Source organism: Salipiger sp. CCB-MM3, from assembly GCF_001687105.1.
Classification (GTDB): Bacteria; Pseudomonadota; Alphaproteobacteria; order Rhodobacterales; family Rhodobacteraceae; genus Salipiger.
Genome location: NZ_CP014595.1, coordinates 2,783,197 through 2,799,595 on the forward strand (window position 1 = coordinate 2,783,197; position 16,399 = coordinate 2,799,595).

Sequence of the window (16,399 nt, forward strand, 5' to 3'; positions counted from 1 at the left end):
CCTGCGGTGGGGGCCGCTGGCTCAGACTGCCCGCGCGGCCGGTTGCGCGGCGGCGCCCCCATGCCGGGCCGCCCATGCCGCAGCCGCAGGGATGCCCCCCAGCGGGAAGAGATGCAACTGCGCGATGGGCAGATCGGGCTCGGCGGTGCGGGCGCGGGTGATCTCGGCGATCAGATCGTTGGGCTCGTAGGGCAGCATCAGCTTGCTGACGTCGCGGGCGCGCTTCTGCAGCACCTTGAGCGACGGGCCGACACCGCAGGTGACGGCGAAGCGGATCAGCGTCTGAAGCTTCGCAGGCCCGGCGATGCCCAGATGCACCGGCAGATCAATGCCCTCGTCGCGCAGGCGGCGGCCCCATGCGAGGATCGGCGCGGCCTCAAAGGCAAACTGCGTGACCAGCGCCATCTGCGCATCGCTGCGCTGTGCGAAGTCTTTTTTCCAGCGCAGCGCCTGCATCACCGCGCGGTCCGAGCCGTCGGGGTCGATGTCGCGGCTTCCCTCGGGATGGCCCGCCACATGCAGCCGGGTGAAGCCTGCGCGGTCGAAGACCCCGGTCTCGAGCAGCTGCATCGAGCTGTGGAATGTGCCGCGCGGCTCGGGGATGCCGCCCGCGAGGATCAGCCCTTCGGTGACGCCCGCCTCGCCCTGATAGCGGGCGATCCAGTCGCCGAGGGTTGCGGCATCGGCGATCGAGCGGGCGGGGAAATGCGGCATCACGGCAAAGCCCTGCGCCGCGAGCCGGGCGGCAGTGGCCACCATGTCCTCGATCGGTGTGCCGTCGATATGGGCGATATAGACGCGGGTGCCCTCGGGCAGCAGGGCGCGGAAATCGGGGATCCCGGCGGCGGTGCGCGGCATCACCTCGATCGAAAAGCCGGCGAGCGCAGAGAGCGGCGTTACAGGGGCGGCGGCACGGGACTTGCGGAAGCTCAGCAGGGTCATCAGGGTCCTTTCACATCGGCGGTCTGCGCGGACCAGCCGCCGCGCTCGACGAGCGCGCGCAGGCGCTCGGGGTCATACTCGTGATCGAGCTTCGCGGCCAGCGCAGCGGCGCTCGGCGCGGCTGTGTCTTTGGCGGAGGCACGCCGCCACGCGGCGAGATAGGTGTCGGTGCCGCTGGCCCCGCTCTTCATCGCGGCGCGGTCGATGGCCGCCTCGAACCGCGGCGGCAGCACGCATTTCTCGGCGCGCCGACCGGTGCCCGCGATCACCTGCGCGGGAATATCGCGCCAATAGAGGATGGTCATCTCGGTCATGCCGCTGGGCTCCCTTGTGCCTGAACTTCAGTCTAGGGGCGGGCAGGCGCGTGCCATGGTCGGTTTTCGACCGCGTAGCGGCCTTGAGCGACAGGCGGGCCGGGCCAAAGACCCGATGCCGCGTTGCCGCGGGCGGGATGGGGCGGTAGGCTTGTCGGTGTTTGTTCGGCAGTTGGGGCGGCGCTTTATGGTCATTGCGGTGGAAACCCACAAGATCGCCTATATGGCGCTGCCGAAGGCTGGCTGTTCCACCGTCAAGGCCGCTCTGGCGCAAATCGACCCGCAGGCGAGCCTGCCGCCCGAGGCCGGGCGCGACGTGAACATCTGGCACGCGATCTATCCCACCCGCCGCTTTCGCCCGCACCGCTGGGAGAAGGTCGCGGATCATTGGCGCTTTTGCGTGGTGCGCGAGCCGCTGAAGCGGCTTCTTTCGGTCTACACCAACCGTGTCGTCGATCTGCGCGAGCTTCACAATTCGCGGCGGCTGCGGCGCGCGGAGGAGGGGCTGCCGCTGGATCCGGACCCGGATTTCTTTTTCCAGAACCTCGCCGCGTATCGTGACAGCGCATCGAGCGTGAAGCACCATGTGCTGCCCGCATGGCTGTTCCTTGGCCCCGACCTCGATGCATATGACAGGGTCTATACCACCGCCGAATTTCCGCAGCTTGCCGCCGATCTGTCCAAGCGCAGCGGAGAGAGTGTGGTGATGCCGCGCGAGAACCGCAGCGCCGCGCCGCTCGATCCCGAAAGCTTGCAGCCGCAGACGTTGCAGGCGCTGGGGGTCTTCCTCGAGGCAGAGTACGAATATTTGAACGCCTTCTACCCGAACCCGTTCAAACCGGGCGGAAGGTTCTCTTGCGCCTCGTCTTTGCGCCGCGTATCCTGAATACAACTACATATACGGAAAGGCGCAGAACATGGCGCCAAGGCGTCCCAGAGGTGCGGGCGCTTTCCCGAAACCGGTCGAGAGCCCCGCGCCGAACAAACCCGATCCGAATGCGCTGTATGCGGCGCTGGATCTGGGTACGAACAGTTGTCGCATGCTGATTGCCCAACCCAAGGGCAGCCAGTTTCATGTGGTCGACTCGTTTTCCAAATCCGTCCAGCTTGGGCATGGGCTCGAGCGGAGCGGCCGTTTGTCCCGTGCTTCGATGGGGCGAACGGTGGCGGCCCTGCGGGTCTGCCAGCAGAAGATTCGACGCCACGAGGTGTCGCGCATGCGCTTGGTGGCCACAGAGGCCTGCCGGCGGGCGAAGAACTCGCGCGAGTTCATTCGCCAGATCAAGCGCGAGACCGGCCTTGAAATGGAGATCATCCAGCCCGAGGAAGAAGCCCGGCTGGCGGTGATCTCCTGCGCGCCGCTGGTCTCGACCCGTACCGAGCAACTGCTGGTGGTGGACATCGGCGGCGGCTCGACGGAACTGGTGTGGATCGACCTGTCGTCGGTGCCGCACCGCGACCGTCCGCGCGCGATCATGCGGCTGCACTCGGGGTTCCACCCGCCCGAAAGCCCGTTTCCCGCCGCCAAAGTGGTCGACTGGATTTCCGTGCCGCTGGGGGTCGCGACGCTGCGCGATCAGTTCAACGACGTGCAGGACGACGCGGCGCGCTATGCGCTGATGAGTTGGTTCTTCGAAGAAAACCTTTCGGAATTCGCGCCTTACAAGGACGCGCAGAGCCGCGAGGGTTTTCAGATCATCGGCACCTCGGGCACGGTGACGACGGTGGCGGCCTCGCATCTTGGGCTGCGCCGCTATGATCGCACCAAGGTCGACGGGCTGCGCATGTCCTCGGACCAGATCGAGGCGGTGATCCGCAAATACCTCGAACTGGGCCCCGCCGGGCGGCGGCGCGATCCGCGCATCGGGCAGGACCGGCAGGCGCTGATCATGTCGGGCGCGGCAATCCTGCAGGCGCTTTTGCGCATCTGGCCCACCGACCGGCTGTCGGTGGCCGACCGCGGGCTGCGCGAGGGGCTGCTTTATGCGCAGATGTCGGTGGATGGCGTTCTGGAAGACGGGCCGTTATAGGGGCGGCTGAAACTCCGGCAGGGGGCGCTGCCCCCGTCCGCTGACGCGGACTCCCCCGGGATATTTGCATCTAGACGAAGAGCGGGACGATGGCGAAGAAACCTGACGGCAAGAACACATCGGGGCGCGGCCAGCGGGACCTCAAGGTCCAGGTGAAATCCGCGCGTGGCCGCAAGCTCAGTTCGACCCGCTGGCTGCAGCGCCAGCTTAACGATCCTTATGTGAAACGCGCGCAGACCGAGGGCTATCGCGGCCGGGCCGCGTTCAAGATCCTCGAGTTGGATGAGAAGTACCGCTTCCTCGTGCCCGGCGCGCGGGTGGTCGATCTGGGCTGCGCGCCCGGCGGCTGGTGTCAGGTGGCGGTGCCGCGGGTCAACGCGCTTGGCGAGAAGAAGGGCAAGGCCGTGGGCACGGTGCTGGGGGTCGACCTGCAGGAGGTGACGCCCATCGCAGGCGCCGAGATTCACCAGCTCGATTTCATGGAAGATGGCGCCGACGACAAGGTCAAGGAATGGCTCGGCGGCAAGGCCGATGTGGTCATGTCCGACATGGCGGCCTCGTCTTCGGGCCACAAGCAGACCGACCACCTGCGGATCATCGCGCTTTGCGAGGCGGCGGCCTATCTGGCGTTCGACGTGCTCGACGAGGGCGGCACCTTTGTCGCCAAAGTGCTGGCGGGCGGGGCCGAGGGTTCGCTGCAGCAGCTTCTCAAACAGCGCTTCGACAAGGTCGCCAACGTCAAGCCGCCGGCAAGCCGATCGGATTCCTCCGAGAAATTCGTCGTCGCCACCGGGTTCCGGGGCTGAGGCGCGCGCAGCACCCTGCCGCGGCTTGCGCCTGCGGGTGGGCTGCGAGAGGCTGGCGCTCGAAACCTCGGGAGCGTGCCGCAATGTCCATCCAAAAGCTGATACGGAATTTTGCCGCGCTGCCCGCGCTGGCGCTTGTGGCGGCCTGCGCTGCCAAGGCGCCGCCGCCGCCGGTGGAGATTCCCTTGCGCAACCCGACCGCCCCCGTGGGCTCGCAGGCCGATGCGCGGCTGGAGCGGCTGCAGGGCGGCTGGACGGTGACCGAAGGGGCGGGCATGGCACCCGGGGCGCGGATCGAGGTGTCGGGCTCTGAAATGCGCATCGATGGCGTGGCGCTGCCGCTGCAGGAAGAGGCGCCGGGCCGCCTGCAGGTCGCGGGCGAGACGCTTTGGGTGCATTGGATCGACGCCGACGACCGCACCGCGGCGCTTGGCGATCCCGCGGGCGGACGGGTGTGGATCATGGACCGGACCGGCCGCCCCGGCGAGCGGCGCACGGCGGCGCGCGAGATCCTGACGTGGTACGGCTACGATCTGTCGCGCATGGCGGGCGGCTGAGGGCTGCGCGCTGCCGGGTGGTCGCGGCAGCGCTATGCCGGAGATGTGACCGAAACACCCGCAGCCCATGAACAACCTGTGACCTGCGCTCGTTTTCCGCTCGCAACCCGCTGCGTTTTCATATGAAATCGGCGGAGTAAGACACCGGTAAGGCCGCATGACCCAGCGAGACAGCCGCATATTCGCCCCGCGCTCGATTGCGCTGATCGGCCCCGTCGCAGAGCTTGCGCCGGTGATCGAGGCGCAGCGCGCGCAGGGCTATCCCTGGACGATCTGGCCGGTGCCGACGGATGCGCAGGACGCGGGCGCAGCGGTGGCCGGGGTGCGCGGCTTTGCAGGCATCGCAGCGCTGCCGCAAGCGCCGGATCTGGCCTTTGTCGCGCTGCGGGACGGGGCCCTCGGCGCGGCGCTTGCGGACTTGGCGGCCAAGGGGGCGGGGGCTGCCGTCTGCCCGCATCTGGCTGCCGCACCCGAGGCGCCGCCGCTGCCGGTGTTTCCCGGCGGCTTGCTGATCCCCGCCGAGCGCGTGGCGCTCTGGCCAGGCGCGGAAGAACAGGCGCAGATGCGCCGGGGCGTGGCGCTGCTCTGCGCCGCTCCCGAACAGGCGGAGCGGGTGCTGGCGCGCGCGCGGGGCTTGCCGCTATCGTATGTTTTGCCCATGTCGGGCAGCGGCGCGACCGCGCTGCACAGCCTTGCGCCGCGGCTTTTGGCCGACGAGCGGGTGACCGCGCTGGCGGTGCAGACCGAGACCCTTGGCGATCCGGCGGCGCTGGTGGACCTTGGCCGTATCGCGCAGCAGCACGGCAAGGCGCTGATCTTTCTCAGCACCGGGCTGGGGCCGGGCCGCAAGGCGCTGCTGCGGCGCGCCGGGGCGGCGCATGTGGGCGGGCCGAAGGCTTTGGTCGAGGCGCTGTGGATCCTGCATATGGTGGGACCGCTGCCCGCGAATGCGCTTTCGGCCATGGCCTGCGCGCCCGGGCTGGCGGCGCAGATCGACGCCGTCGGGCGGCGCAGCGGGCTGCGCTTTGCCGCGCTCAGTGATCTGCAGCGCGAGGCGCTCTCGCGCGATCTTCAGGCGGGGGTGGCCGCGTCCAACCCGCTCGATTGTGCCGGGCTGCTGAACAGCGAAGATGGGCGGCTGGCGCGGGTGTTTGCCGAGATGATGACCGGCGAGGCGGTGCTGTCGCTGGCGGTGGTTCGCAGCGGTGCGCGGGGCGCAGGCGGCGTTTGGGGCCGGGCCGGGCTCGCGGCGGCGCAGGCACGGCAGCGCATCGGCATGCCGCTGGCGCTGCTGGCGCTGAACCGGGCCGAGATGACCCGCAGCCGCTCCGAGGCGCTGATGCAGGACGGGGTGATCCCGCTGGCCGGGCTCAAACCGGCGCTCGAGGCGCTGCATGCGGTGATCGAGATCGGCACGCTGCGGCCCGGCGGTGAGCCGCCGCTCATGCCGCGCCCGGGCGAAGAGGCACCGGTCACCGTGGATGGTCCCGAGGCGCGGGCGGTGCTGGGTGTCGGCGCAGCGCAGGCGGGGGATGAGACCGGCGCGGCGGTGACGCTGGATCTGCGCTCGGGCCCGTCGTTTGGCTATCTGCTGCGGCTGTCGCGCCCCGGCGGTGCCCGGGTGAGCGCGCTTTTGCCGCTGTCGCCGCGGGCGCGGCGCGATCTGGGGCTCGAACTGGGGCTGGAGACCGGCGCGCAAGAGGCTCTGGTCTCCGCGCTTGGCGCGGTGCAGGATCACGTGCGCGCCGCAGGCGGCGCCATTGCGGCGGTGGAGGCGGATCTGTCGCTGCCGGAGGGAGGAGAGCCTCGGGCCCATGCGGTGCGGATCAGCGCCTGGCCCGAGACAGACACGACACGGCGGAGGAGCCCGGAATGAACGAAGAGACGCGCTTTCTCAGTAGCCTGTTCGAGGCGGCTGTCGCGGCAGCGGACCCGGAACAGGCGCTGCGCACGGCATTGCCCGCAAAGCCCGAGGGGCGCACGGTGGTGATCGGCCTCGGCAAAGGGGCGGCACAGCTGGCGCAGGCGTTCGAGGCGCTCTGGGACGGGCCGCTCGAGGGCGTTATCGTCACCCGCTACGGCTATGCCGCGCCCTGCGCACAGCTCAAGGTGATGGAGGCCTCGCACCCGGTGCCCGACGCGGCGGGGCTCGAGGCCAGCGCGGCGCTGTTCAAGGCGGTCGAGGGGCTTACTGAAGAGGATCTGGTGGTGGCGCTGGTCTGCGGCGGGGGCTCGGCGCTGCTGCCGTCGCCGCCCGACGGGCTGACGCTGGAGGATGAGCAGGCGCTCAACCGCGCGCTGCTGGCGTCGGGCGCGCCGATCGGTGTGATGAACGCCATTCGCAAACACGCCAGCGGCATCAAGGGCGGGCGGCTCGCGGCGGCCTGCGCACCGGCGAAAGTGGTCAGCCTGATCGTCTCGGACGTGCCGGGGGATGATCCGGCGCAGGTGGCCTCGGGGCCGACCGTGCCCGACGCGGTGGATGCGGCGGCGGCGCTGGCGATGATCGAGGCGTGGAACATCGCGCTGCCCGACAACATCCTTGCGCATATCCGCAGCCCCGCCGCGGCGGCGCCAAAGCCCGATGACGCCTGTTTCGCCCGCAACGAGGTGCATGTGGTGGCCTCGGCGCGGCTGTCGCTCGAGGCGGCGGCGGCCCGCGCCGAAGCCGAGGGGGTGCCAGCGGTGATCCTGTCGGACGCGATGGAAGGCGAGGCGCGCGACGTGGGCCGGGTGCATGCGGCGATGGCGCGCGAGGTGGTGCTGCACGGGCGGCCCTTCACCGCGCCGGTGGTGATGCTCTCGGGCGGTGAGACCACTGTTACCTTGCGCGGCAGCGGCGGACGCGGCGGGCGCAACACCGAGTTTCTGCTGTCCTTTGCCCATGCGATCGACGGTCTGCCGGGGATCCACGCGCTGGCGGCGGACACCGACGGAATCGATGGCAGCGAGGACAACGCTGGCGCCTTCGCCGATGGCAGCAGCGCGGCGCGGCTGCGCGCGGCGGGCGGCGATGCCATGGCCGCGCTGTCGCGCAACGACGCTTGGGGGGCCTTCGATCTCTTGGGCGACCTTTTTGTGCCGGGGCCGACGGGCACCAATGTGAATGATTTCCGCGCTATCTTCATAAAAAGCTGAGCGCCGGGGCCGGGCCAACGTCCTTCGAAGGACGTTGCAAAAGCCTTCGAAGGCTTTTGGCCCCAGCCCTCGGCGCACTTCCGGCGTCATTGCAACGTCATGGCGGCGTCACGAATCCGTGACGGCGAGGCGGCAGATTTACCGCGACCGGCACGAGGGTCGCGCCGGCGCTGCTGCATTCCGGGGACATTACGCCATGATGGTCATCAATCCTCTGCGCTTCGTGCTGATCTGCTGCTTCCTGCCCGCGCCCAACGGGCTTTTGGCACATCTGATGCGCCGTTTGCGCGGCTGACGGGCCGCACAAGGACGTTGAAGAGGGGCCCCGTGCCCTCATCCATGCGCGGTTCGGTGCCATTGCGCACGGGCCGGGCGCTCAAACCGCTTGCGAAGCCTTCAAGATGGTGGAGAATTGCCTGAACCGCGCTGGCCTTTGGTCCGCGCCTTCAGGTGAGCCGATCCACGGAGGGAATGCAGCGATGATCCCCGTGCTCGATTATGACGATCTGAACGACGATCCCGAGGGCTTTGCCTTCGCGCTGGGGCAGGCCTGCCGCGAGGATGGGTTCTTCCTTCTCGCCAATCCGCCGCTGCCGCCCGAGCTTTTGCCCGCCGTTTTCGACCGCGCCGCCGCGTTCTTCGACATGCCCGAGGCGCTGAAAGCGCCGCTGTCGATCGCCGGCAACGCGCGCAACCGGGGCTGGGCGCGGATCGGCTCGGAGCAGGCCGGGGGCGCCGGACTTCCCGACCGCAAAGAGGCGTTCAACGTCGGGCTCGACCTGCCGGAAAACGATCCGAGGGTTCTGGCCGGAGAGCCGTTTCGCGGCAGCAATCTCTGGCCCGACCTGCCGGGCTTCCGCGAGGCGATGCTGGCCTGCTACGGCCATATGCTGTCGCTGGGGATAAAGCTGCATGAGGCGATCGCCATGGATCTCGGCCAGCCGCCGGAGTTCTTCGCGCCGCATTTCACCCAGCCGATGGCGACGCTGCGGCTGCTGAGCTACCCGCCCGGCACCGGGGCCGCCGATGAGCATGGGGCTGCGGCGCATACGGATTACGGCGCGCTGACGCTGCTGGCCACCGATGGCGAGCCGGGACTGCAGGTGCTGCCGCGCGGCGGGCACTGGATGGATGTGCCGCAGCTTCCGGGGGCGTTGATCGTCAATATCGGCGATTGCCTGATGCGCTGGACCAATGACATCTATGTCTCGACCACCCACCGCGTGCTGCCGCCCGCGCGGCGCAGGCAGTCGGTGGCCTTCTTCCTCGATCCGAACCCCGAGAGCATGATCGCCGCGCTGCCCGGCACCGGCACGCCGGTCTATCCTCCGGTGCGAGCCGCCGATTATCTGCGCTCGCGGCTCGAGAGCACCGGCGCCCTGCGCCCGCAGGAGCAGGAGCTGCTGGAAGAGGACAGGGCGCGCGACATCGCGTCCTGAGCGTTTGCGGAGGGGCTCAGTCCTCGAGCGGGCGTTCGCGCAGCATCAGGCCAATGGCGCAGGCCAGCAGACCACCGCAAGACGCAATCCAGAACACCGGATGCAGCGCCGCGCTGAAGCCTTCGATGATCTGCGCCTGCTGCTCGGGCGGCAGTCCTGCGATCATCTCGGCGCTCATGCTGCGGATGCCGCCGCTTGCGCCTTCGGGCAGGGCACCGTCGAGATTGCGCGCAAGGCCAAGGCCGAAGATCGCGCCAAAGGCGGCGGTGCCGATCGAGCCGCCGATCAGCCGGAACATATTGGCGCTGGCGGTGCCGATGCCGATCATGCTGCGCGGGATCGAGTTCTGGATCGCCGCCACGCCGACGCTGAACACCGGCCCGAGGCCGAGCCCGACGCCGACCATGCTCAGCGCGATGCGCCAGAGCGGCGTCTCGCCCGAAACCTGCGTCATCGTCAGCATCGCCAACGCAAGAAGCGCCGTGGCGGCCACCGGCAGCGCCTTGTAACGGCCGGTTTTCGACATCACCCGCCCGGCACCGATCGAGGCGGCCAGCAGCCCGCCCATCATCGGCACAAGGAAAAGCCCCGACTGGGTGGGCGAGATGCCCTTGGCCACCTGCAGGAAGAGCGGCAGGAAGGTGATCGTGCCGAACATCGCCATGCCCACCAGAAAGCCCATGGAATTGACCACCAGAAAGGCGTTGTTGCGGAACAGCGAGAGCGGCAGGATCGGCTCGGGCGCACGGCGCTCCACCGCGATGAAACCGACCAGCGCCCCAAGGCAGAGCGCCGCCAGCGCCAGCACGCCCGGATGGCTCCACGCCAGCACGCTACCGCCCATGTTGGAGATCAGCACGGCGCTTGCCAGCAGCGTGGTCAGCAGCAGCGCGCCTAGATAGTCGATGGGCTTGTGGCTGTGGTCGGTGCGGCTCGGCAGGGCGATGCCCAGCACGACGAAGGCCAGCGCGCCGACGGGGAAGTTGACGAAGAAAATCCAGTGCCACGACCAGTGCTGCACGATGAAGCCGCCGAGCAGCGGGCCGACCACCGTCGAGATGCCGAAGGCCGCGCCCATCAGGCCCTGCGCCTGTCCGCGCTGCCGCGCTGGCACCAGATCGCCGACCACCGCCATGGAGGTGACGATCAGCGTGCCCGCCCCGGCGCCCTGCACCAGCCGCCCGGCGATGACCATGCCCATGTTCGTGGCAAAGCCGCAGAGCACCGCGCCCACGAGGAAGACGCCAATGCCGGTCTGCAGCACCGCCTTGCGCCCAAACAGATCCGACAGTTTGCCCGCGATCGGCGCGCCAATGGTCGAGGCCATCAGATAGGCGGTGATCACCCATGTGATATGCTCCATCCCGCCCAGATCGGCCACCATGGTGGGCATCGCGGTCGAAACGATCGTCTGCCCCAGCGACGCAAAGAGCAGCGTCGAGGCCACGGCGATCAGCGCCAGCCGGATCACCGCCGGATCGGTGTCGGAGCGGGCAGGGGCCATGGGCTCGGGGCTGTCCAGCGGGTCGGCGCGATGGGTCATGCGGGGGCTCCTCGGTGGCGGTGATCGGGGCAGGCAGTCGTCTGGTCAGTCTGCAGCTGGGGCAGGCAGAGGGCATACACACGCAAGGCGCCGCGCGCCGGTCTGGCTCGGGTCGCTTCGGACCGGCCACGGCGGGGCACCTTGCGATTGGTAGCTGTCGACGGCATATATGTGACAAGAGCAAATACATGTCAACAGCACGTAATTCGGAGGGCCTGACCTTGCCCGACAAAGACGCCCGGATCAGGGATCACCTTCGCCGCGCGGGGATCGACGATGCCTCGGCGCAGGCGGCGATCGACATCGACGTCGCGCTGCAGAAGTGGCGGCGGCGCGTGATGAAGCGCGAATTGGGTGAGCGGGCGCTGGCCGATCTGGGGCTGTCGATTGATCTTGCTCAGCTTGACGTGCTGCTGGCGGTGCGCGCGCCCGAAGGCGAATTCGAAGACGCGCGCGGCGAGGAAACAATGGTATCGACCGTGGCGGCGCGGCTGCGGATCGACCCTTCGCGCGCCAGCCGCATCGCTTCGGAGTTGATCCGCATGGGGCTGGTGCGCCGCGCGGTCAGCCAGAAAGACGCGCGCCGCACGGTGCTGGAACTGACCACATCGGGCGCCGAGATCGTCTCGGCGGTGCGCAGCTACAAGTTTCTGGTTCTGGGAAGTTTTCTCAAGGACTGGGACCCGGAGGAGATCGCGCTTTTCCTGCCGCTGCTCGACCGGTTCAGCGCGTGGTCGGACCGCGCCGGGCAGCACAGCGCACCGGTGGCCGAGCGGATCGCCGATCTTCGCGCGGCGCTTGCCGAACTGCCGGAACCGCCCGAGGCGTGACCGCGCAGAACGGCGGATTGTCTTCACATTGCGAATAATGCAGGCGTTCGCGCTCTGCCACTGGCGGGAAGCTGCCGGTGGCCGCCGCGGCGCGGCATGCCGGGGCATCAAGCCCTTTGGCTGCGTTGACCAAATCCGCGAGATTTGTCCTGATTGAAGGGATCGGCCCCCGCGTACGACGCTTGGGCGAAGCGCCTTGATGCGGCGCTTGTGCCATGGCCCCGCGGGACGGCCGTCTGAGCTGACCCAGGCTAGCTGACCGAAACCAGGAGCGCCCACCCATGCCCGCCGAGCCCGTGATTGACTATTATTTCGCGCCAATGTCGGGCTACGCCTATCTTGGGCATCACGATCTCATGGCGCTGGCGCGGCACTCCGGGGCGCGGGTGCGCTTTCTGCCGCTCGACATGGCGCGGGTCTATGCCGCCGCCGGGGTCACGCCGCCCTATGAGCATGGCGAGGCCCGCCGCAGCTACAGGATCGAGCAGCAGGCCCGGCTCGCGCGGCTGCGCGGTCTGAGGATGGAGGCGATGCCGCCAAGCTGGCCCACCGATCCGCGGCTCTCCTGTCGCTGCATTCTGGCCGCCGGCGTGCTTGGCCTCGATCAGGATGCGGTGACCTTCGCCTGCCTGCGCGGGGTCTGGGCCGAGCACCGCAATATCGCCGATCCGGGCGATCTGCAGGAAGCCTTCGAAGCCGCCGATCTGCCCGGCGGGCGCATCCTTGCGCGGGCGCAGACCGAAGAGATGCGCGATGCGGTCACCGCCGTGACCGACGCTGCGATCGACGCGGGGGTCTTTGGCTCGCCAACCTATGTGCTGCACGGCAGACGCTATTACGGGCAGGATCAGATCGACTGCCTGCGCGCGGCGCTGCAGCGCGACGCGGCCTAACGCGCCTCCTCGGGCAGCTCACCGGGCGCATAGGTCAGCATCTGGCCGCCAAGGTCGCGGAAGGCGCGCTGGCGGCAGGTGAGCACGAGGATCTGCTGATCGCCCGACTGCCGGTGCAGCGCGTCGAACATGCGCTCGATCCGCGCATCATCGGTATAGACGAGCGCATCGTCGAGGATCACCGGCGCATGCCGCCCGCCGCGCGCCAGAAGCCGCGCGAAAGCCAGCCTCACCAGCAGCGCGATCTGCTCGCGCGTGCCGCCCGAGAGCACCTCCATCGGCTCTTCGAGCCCGTCGCGCGCCAGCGCACGGGGCAGGGCGCTGTCTTCGTCGAACACCAGTTCGGCCTCGGGCCAGAGCAGCCGCAGAAGCGGTGTCAGCTCGCGCGTGACCGGCTCAAAGTAGTGCTCGCGGGCCTCCGAGCGGGCGGTCTCCAGCGTTTCTTTCAGCAGCAGCAGCGTGTCGCGCTCGAACCCATAGCGCTCGGCGCGGGCGCGGGCGCGGGTCAGTTGCTCTTCGGTTGCGGCCAGTTCCTCCTCGACGCCCTCACCGGCGCGCAGGCTGATCTCGGTGTCGAGCGCGGCCTGCCGCTCGGCCAGTTCGCGCTGGCGCTTGGCGGCCTGATCGAGCACCGCCTGCGCGCGGGCAAGCGTCGCCTCGGCGCTCTGCAGATCCGGAGCCTCGCCGGCCAGCGCAGCGGCGGCATCGCGGGCTGCGGTCAGCGCGTCTTCGGCCTGCTGTAGTGCTTCGGCCAGCGGGGCGGCGGCGGCTTCCGGGTCCTCGGGCAGCGTGGCCTGCAGATCCGCGAGCCGGGCCTCGGCGGCCTCGCGCGCGGTCAGGGCGCGGACCTCGGACATGCGCGCCTGCTCATCGCGGCTGCGCGCCGCTTCGAGCTTTGTCTCGGCGGCGGTGAGCGCGTCTTCGGCGGCCTGCAGCGCAGCGGCGGCGGCTTCGGGATCGGGGGCGGCGGGTGTGTCTGCGCTCTCGCTCGGGTCATCGGGCAGCGCCGCCAGCGCCGCCTCGATGGCGCGCAGGCCGTCGGGCGCCACACCGCGCAGGGCGGCGCGGGTCTCTTGCAGGCTGGCCTCGGCCTTGCGCCGGGCGCGGGCGGCATCGCGGGCGGCTTCGGGCGAGGCGCATTGGGTCGCGGCCAGAGCCGCCTCGAACGCCTCGCGGGCGCGCTCGAGCGCATCGCCTTGCTGCACCGCGCCGGGGCTCAGATGCAGGGTGCCAAGGCCCGGCAGATCAAGCGCGGTGTCGCCCTGCAGCGGGCGGTCTTCGCCGCCGGGCAGCGGGCAGCCGTCCAGCAAGACCTCAGGCGCGCCGGGCAGGTAGTCGAGCCGCAGCCGCGGTGCGCTGCGCGCGTGCAACTCGCGCTGGACGCGCAGTTCCGAGGCGGCGGCCTCGAGTCGCTCCAAGGCGGTGTCGTCCGGGCCGTGACGGGCGGCGCTCAGCGCGTCCTGTTCGGCCTTTGCCAGCGCCCGAGCCTCGCTCAGACGCTTTTGCAGCGCGGCGCGGTCGGCGCGGGTGCGGGCACGCAGCGCGGCCTGCTGCGCCGCCGCCTGATCCTTCTGCGCGGTCTGGAAGGTCTGTCGCGCGGCCTCGCGGGCCTCGCGCGCGCCTTGCAAGGCCTGTTTGGCGGTCAGCGCGGCGGCGGCCTGCACCTCTTCTTCCTCGCGCAGCGCCTTGAGGCGCGCCTCGGCCTCGGTGGCGGCGGCGCGGGCGCGGGCGAGGGCGGCGGATTTCTCGGCGGCGCTGTCGCGCTGCGCCTGCCGCACGGCCACCTGCTCTTCGGCGCGGTGCTGGCGGTCGGCATGGGCGCGGGCGGCATCATAGGCGGCGCGCGCCTCGGCGAGACGGGTTTCGCGGGCCTCCTGCGCTTCGGGGTCCTGTAGCTCGGCCAATTCGCCGCGCAGACGCCGCCGCTCGTCGATCGCCCGTTCCAGCGCCTGCGCGGTGCGCGAAAGCTCGGCCTGCTGCTCGGTGAGCGTGGCCAGATCATCCTCTGCGGCCTTCAGCGGGCCGCCCGCCTTGGATTTGCCCGAGGCGGTGACCAGTTCGGCCAGCGCGGCCTCGGCGGCCGCCAGCGCGCGGTCCATCCGGCGCCCGCCGGTCAGCGCCTCGACCTCACCGGCGACCGAGGCGAGCAGATCGCGGCGCGCGCGCTGCGCATTGTCCTGCTCGCGCTTTTCGCCCTGATCGAGCGCCACCAGCCCTTGCCGCACCCACAGCAGCCCCGCCGGGCCGCCCTGTTCCGGCGCCTCGGTGAGCGCGGCGATCCATTCCTCGGCAGCCTCGCCCTTGGCGATCAGCTTGGCACCCTCATGGACCTCGGCCATGGCGCGCGAGAACCAGCGTTTGGTGAGGCGGAAGACCGTGCCGTCGCGCTCGATCTCCGCCGACACCGTGGGCGCGCCGCCCGCATGGGGGCGCAGCGCGGTGACCTCTTTGGCGCGGCTGCGGTGGGGCACGAAGAACAGCGCTTGCAGCGCGTCGAACAGCGTCGACTTGCCGTCCTCATTGGGCGCCGAAAGCACGTTGAGCCCCGGACCGAAGCCCTGCAGCGTGACCGGGCGGGAAAAGCGGCGGATGTCGGAAAGCGTGACCGAGCGCAGCTTCATGCCTCACCCTCCTGCAAGAGCCCATAGAGCCGGTTGAGCGCGGCGCTGGCGACCTGCCGGTCGCGCTCGGTGGTGGCGGTGTCTTCGGCTGCCTCTGCGAGGCGCTCGGCGGCGATGCGCAGCGCCCCGGCGCGGTCGATGGCGTCGAGATCCGACAGCTCGTGTTCGGTGCCGAGGCCGGAAGTGTCGAGTTCGAAATAGCCGAAGTCGGGGCTCGCCTGCGCCGCAGCGCCCTCGAGCGCGGCGCGTCCGGCGAGCGTGGTGCGGCCGGTGGCGCGCAGGCGCAGCAGATGATCGCGGCGGCGCGCGCGGCCCTCGGGCAGCGCTTCGGTCAGGGCCTCGGCTGCGTCTTGGCCGGGCAGCAGGCTCAACTCGGTGTCGGCCCAATGGTAAAGCCCGGTGTCGACGGCAGCGACCTGTGGTGCCGCACCGGGGCCGGGCAGGGTGACCGCAAGACAGGCGCCGCGCCCCTCGTGTCGAAAGCCGTCACGCTCGGGCGTGCCCGCGTACCATGTGCGCGGCCCCAGCGACATCTGCCCGTGCCAGTCGCCAAGCGCGAGATAGTCGAGACGCGCCGTCTCGGCCCGGTCGGGCGGGATCACCTCGTCGACCCGCGCATCCTCTTCGTCGAAGCTGCGCACGGCGCCATGGGCAAGCCCGATGCGCAGCGCGCCCTCGGGCGTCTCGGCGCCGGTCATCCAGCCGGTCAGATCATAGCCAGGAAACTTGCGCGGCAGCGGCGCGGGCAGCAGCCAGACCCCGGCGGCCATCTCTACCGGCTCGGCGCGGTCGAGCAGCCGCAGATTCGCCGGAGCGCGCGCGGCGACCTCGGCCCAGAGCGCCTCGGCACCGAGGCTGTCGTGGTTGCCGGGCAGTACCCACCACGTCAGCGCCTCTTCGGCCCCAAAGGCGTTGAGCGCCTGCACCAGAACCCGCGGGCTGGGCGTGGGCGTGTCGAAGACATCCCCGGCGAGCAGGACATGCGCCGCGCCATGCGCGCGGGCGGCCTCGGCCAGACGGGCGATGGCGCCGTGGCGGGCCTCGGCGAGATGCGGGCGGATCTCTTCGGGCATGGCGGCAAAGCGCCGGCCCAAGTGAAGGTCCGAGCTGTGGATGAAGCGGAATTCGGCCATTGTCTCCCCTTTGCGCAAGTGATCGCGCATCTGCACAGCGAACGCAACGCGAACAGGGCGGGAATCCGCACGGTGTTGCGCGGGTTTGTGAATTCTGACGGAATTTGTCGGATTGACAAATCCGATTCATTTGCTCAGTTTTGACCACAAGCC

At 69.9% G+C, this 16,399-nt stretch carries 14 protein-coding genes; 9 read left to right on the forward strand and 5 right to left on the reverse strand.

All coding sequences use genetic code 11. The features are described 5' to 3' along the window. Positions 1-21: 21 nt before the first annotated feature. Both AYJ57_RS13350 and AYJ57_RS13355 read right to left on the reverse strand, forming a co-directional pair. Complete coding sequence (locus AYJ57_RS13350; RefSeq protein ID WP_066106164.1) at positions 22-942, reverse strand: 5,10-methylenetetrahydrofolate reductase; 921 nt, start codon at positions 940-942, stop codon at positions 22-24. Beyond that, entirely contained in the window at positions 942-1,256 is a 315-nt protein-coding gene (locus tag AYJ57_RS13355; protein WP_066106167.1) for a virulence factor, read from the reverse strand. The genes AYJ57_RS13350 and AYJ57_RS13355 overlap by 1 nt, the downstream gene beginning before the upstream one ends. Positions 1,257-1,413: 157 nt before the next feature. Here AYJ57_RS13355 and AYJ57_RS13360 point away from each other — a divergent pair, with 157 nt between their 5' ends. The 7 genes from AYJ57_RS13360 (at position 1,414) to AYJ57_RS13390 (ending at position 9,226) form a co-directional block, all read left to right on the forward strand. Continuing rightward, positions 1,414-2,142: a sulfotransferase family 2 domain-containing protein gene (locus AYJ57_RS13360; protein WP_237220216.1), complete on the forward strand. Its 729-nt coding sequence runs from the start codon at positions 1,414-1,416 to the stop codon at positions 2,140-2,142. Between the two features lie 31 nt (positions 2,143-2,173). After that, complete coding sequence (locus AYJ57_RS13365; protein WP_066106173.1) at positions 2,174-3,286, forward strand: Ppx/GppA phosphatase family protein; 1,113 nt, start codon at positions 2,174-2,176, stop codon at positions 3,284-3,286. Between the two features lie 89 nt (positions 3,287-3,375). After that, positions 3,376-4,092, forward strand: a complete 717-nt coding sequence (locus AYJ57_RS13370; RefSeq protein WP_066106176.1) for an RlmE family RNA methyltransferase — start codon at positions 3,376-3,378, stop codon at positions 4,090-4,092. An 83-nt stretch (positions 4,093-4,175) separates the two neighbouring features. After that, positions 4,176-4,649: a lipocalin family protein gene (locus AYJ57_RS13375; RefSeq protein WP_066106178.1), complete on the forward strand. Its 474-nt coding sequence runs from the start codon at positions 4,176-4,178 to the stop codon at positions 4,647-4,649. A 157-nt stretch (positions 4,650-4,806) separates the two neighbouring features. Beyond that, positions 4,807-6,525, forward strand: coding sequence for a hypothetical protein (locus AYJ57_RS13380; protein ID WP_066106180.1), 1,719 nt, complete (start codon positions 4,807-4,809; stop codon positions 6,523-6,525). Beyond that, positions 6,522-7,787, forward strand: coding sequence for a glycerate kinase type-2 family protein (locus AYJ57_RS13385; protein WP_066106183.1), 1,266 nt, complete (start codon positions 6,522-6,524; stop codon positions 7,785-7,787). Before AYJ57_RS13380 ends, AYJ57_RS13385 begins: the two co-directional genes overlap by 4 nt. A gap of 479 nt (positions 7,788-8,266) precedes the next feature. Next, positions 8,267-9,226 (forward strand): isopenicillin N synthase family dioxygenase, encoded by a 960-nt coding sequence (locus AYJ57_RS13390; protein ID WP_066106185.1) that lies wholly within the window; start codon positions 8,267-8,269, stop codon positions 9,224-9,226. Positions 9,227-9,242: 16 nt separating this feature from the next. Here the strand turns inward: AYJ57_RS13390 and AYJ57_RS13395 are convergent, their stop codons facing one another. Next, positions 9,243-10,769, reverse strand: coding sequence for an MDR family MFS transporter (locus tag AYJ57_RS13395; protein ID WP_237220158.1), 1,527 nt, complete (start codon positions 10,767-10,769; stop codon positions 9,243-9,245). A 188-nt stretch (positions 10,770-10,957) separates the two neighbouring features. Between AYJ57_RS13395 and AYJ57_RS13400 the strand changes: the two genes are divergently transcribed. Together AYJ57_RS13400 and AYJ57_RS13405 are read left to right on the forward strand one after the other, a co-directional pair. Further along, positions 10,958-11,599, forward strand: a complete 642-nt coding sequence (locus AYJ57_RS13400) for a MarR family winged helix-turn-helix transcriptional regulator (RefSeq protein ID WP_066106188.1) — start codon at positions 10,958-10,960, stop codon at positions 11,597-11,599. Positions 11,600-11,880: 281 nt separating this feature from the next. After that, positions 11,881-12,492 (forward strand): 2-hydroxychromene-2-carboxylate isomerase, encoded by a 612-nt coding sequence (locus AYJ57_RS13405; RefSeq protein WP_066106191.1) that lies wholly within the window; start codon positions 11,881-11,883, stop codon positions 12,490-12,492. Here AYJ57_RS13405 and AYJ57_RS13410 read toward each other — a convergent pair. Together AYJ57_RS13410 and AYJ57_RS13415 are read right to left on the reverse strand one after the other, a co-directional pair. After that, positions 12,489-15,113 carry an AAA family ATPase gene (locus AYJ57_RS13410; protein WP_066106194.1) on the reverse strand — a complete coding sequence of 875 codons (2,625 nt, stop codon included), beginning with the start codon at positions 15,111-15,113 and terminating at the stop codon, positions 12,489-12,491. The two genes, AYJ57_RS13405 and AYJ57_RS13410, sit on opposite strands and share 4 nt — an antisense overlap. Further along, positions 15,110-16,246, reverse strand: a complete 1,137-nt coding sequence (locus tag AYJ57_RS13415; protein WP_066106197.1) for a metallophosphoesterase family protein — start codon at positions 16,244-16,246, stop codon at positions 15,110-15,112. The genes AYJ57_RS13410 and AYJ57_RS13415 overlap by 4 nt, the downstream gene beginning before the upstream one ends. Between the last annotated feature and the right edge of the window lie 153 nt (positions 16,247-16,399).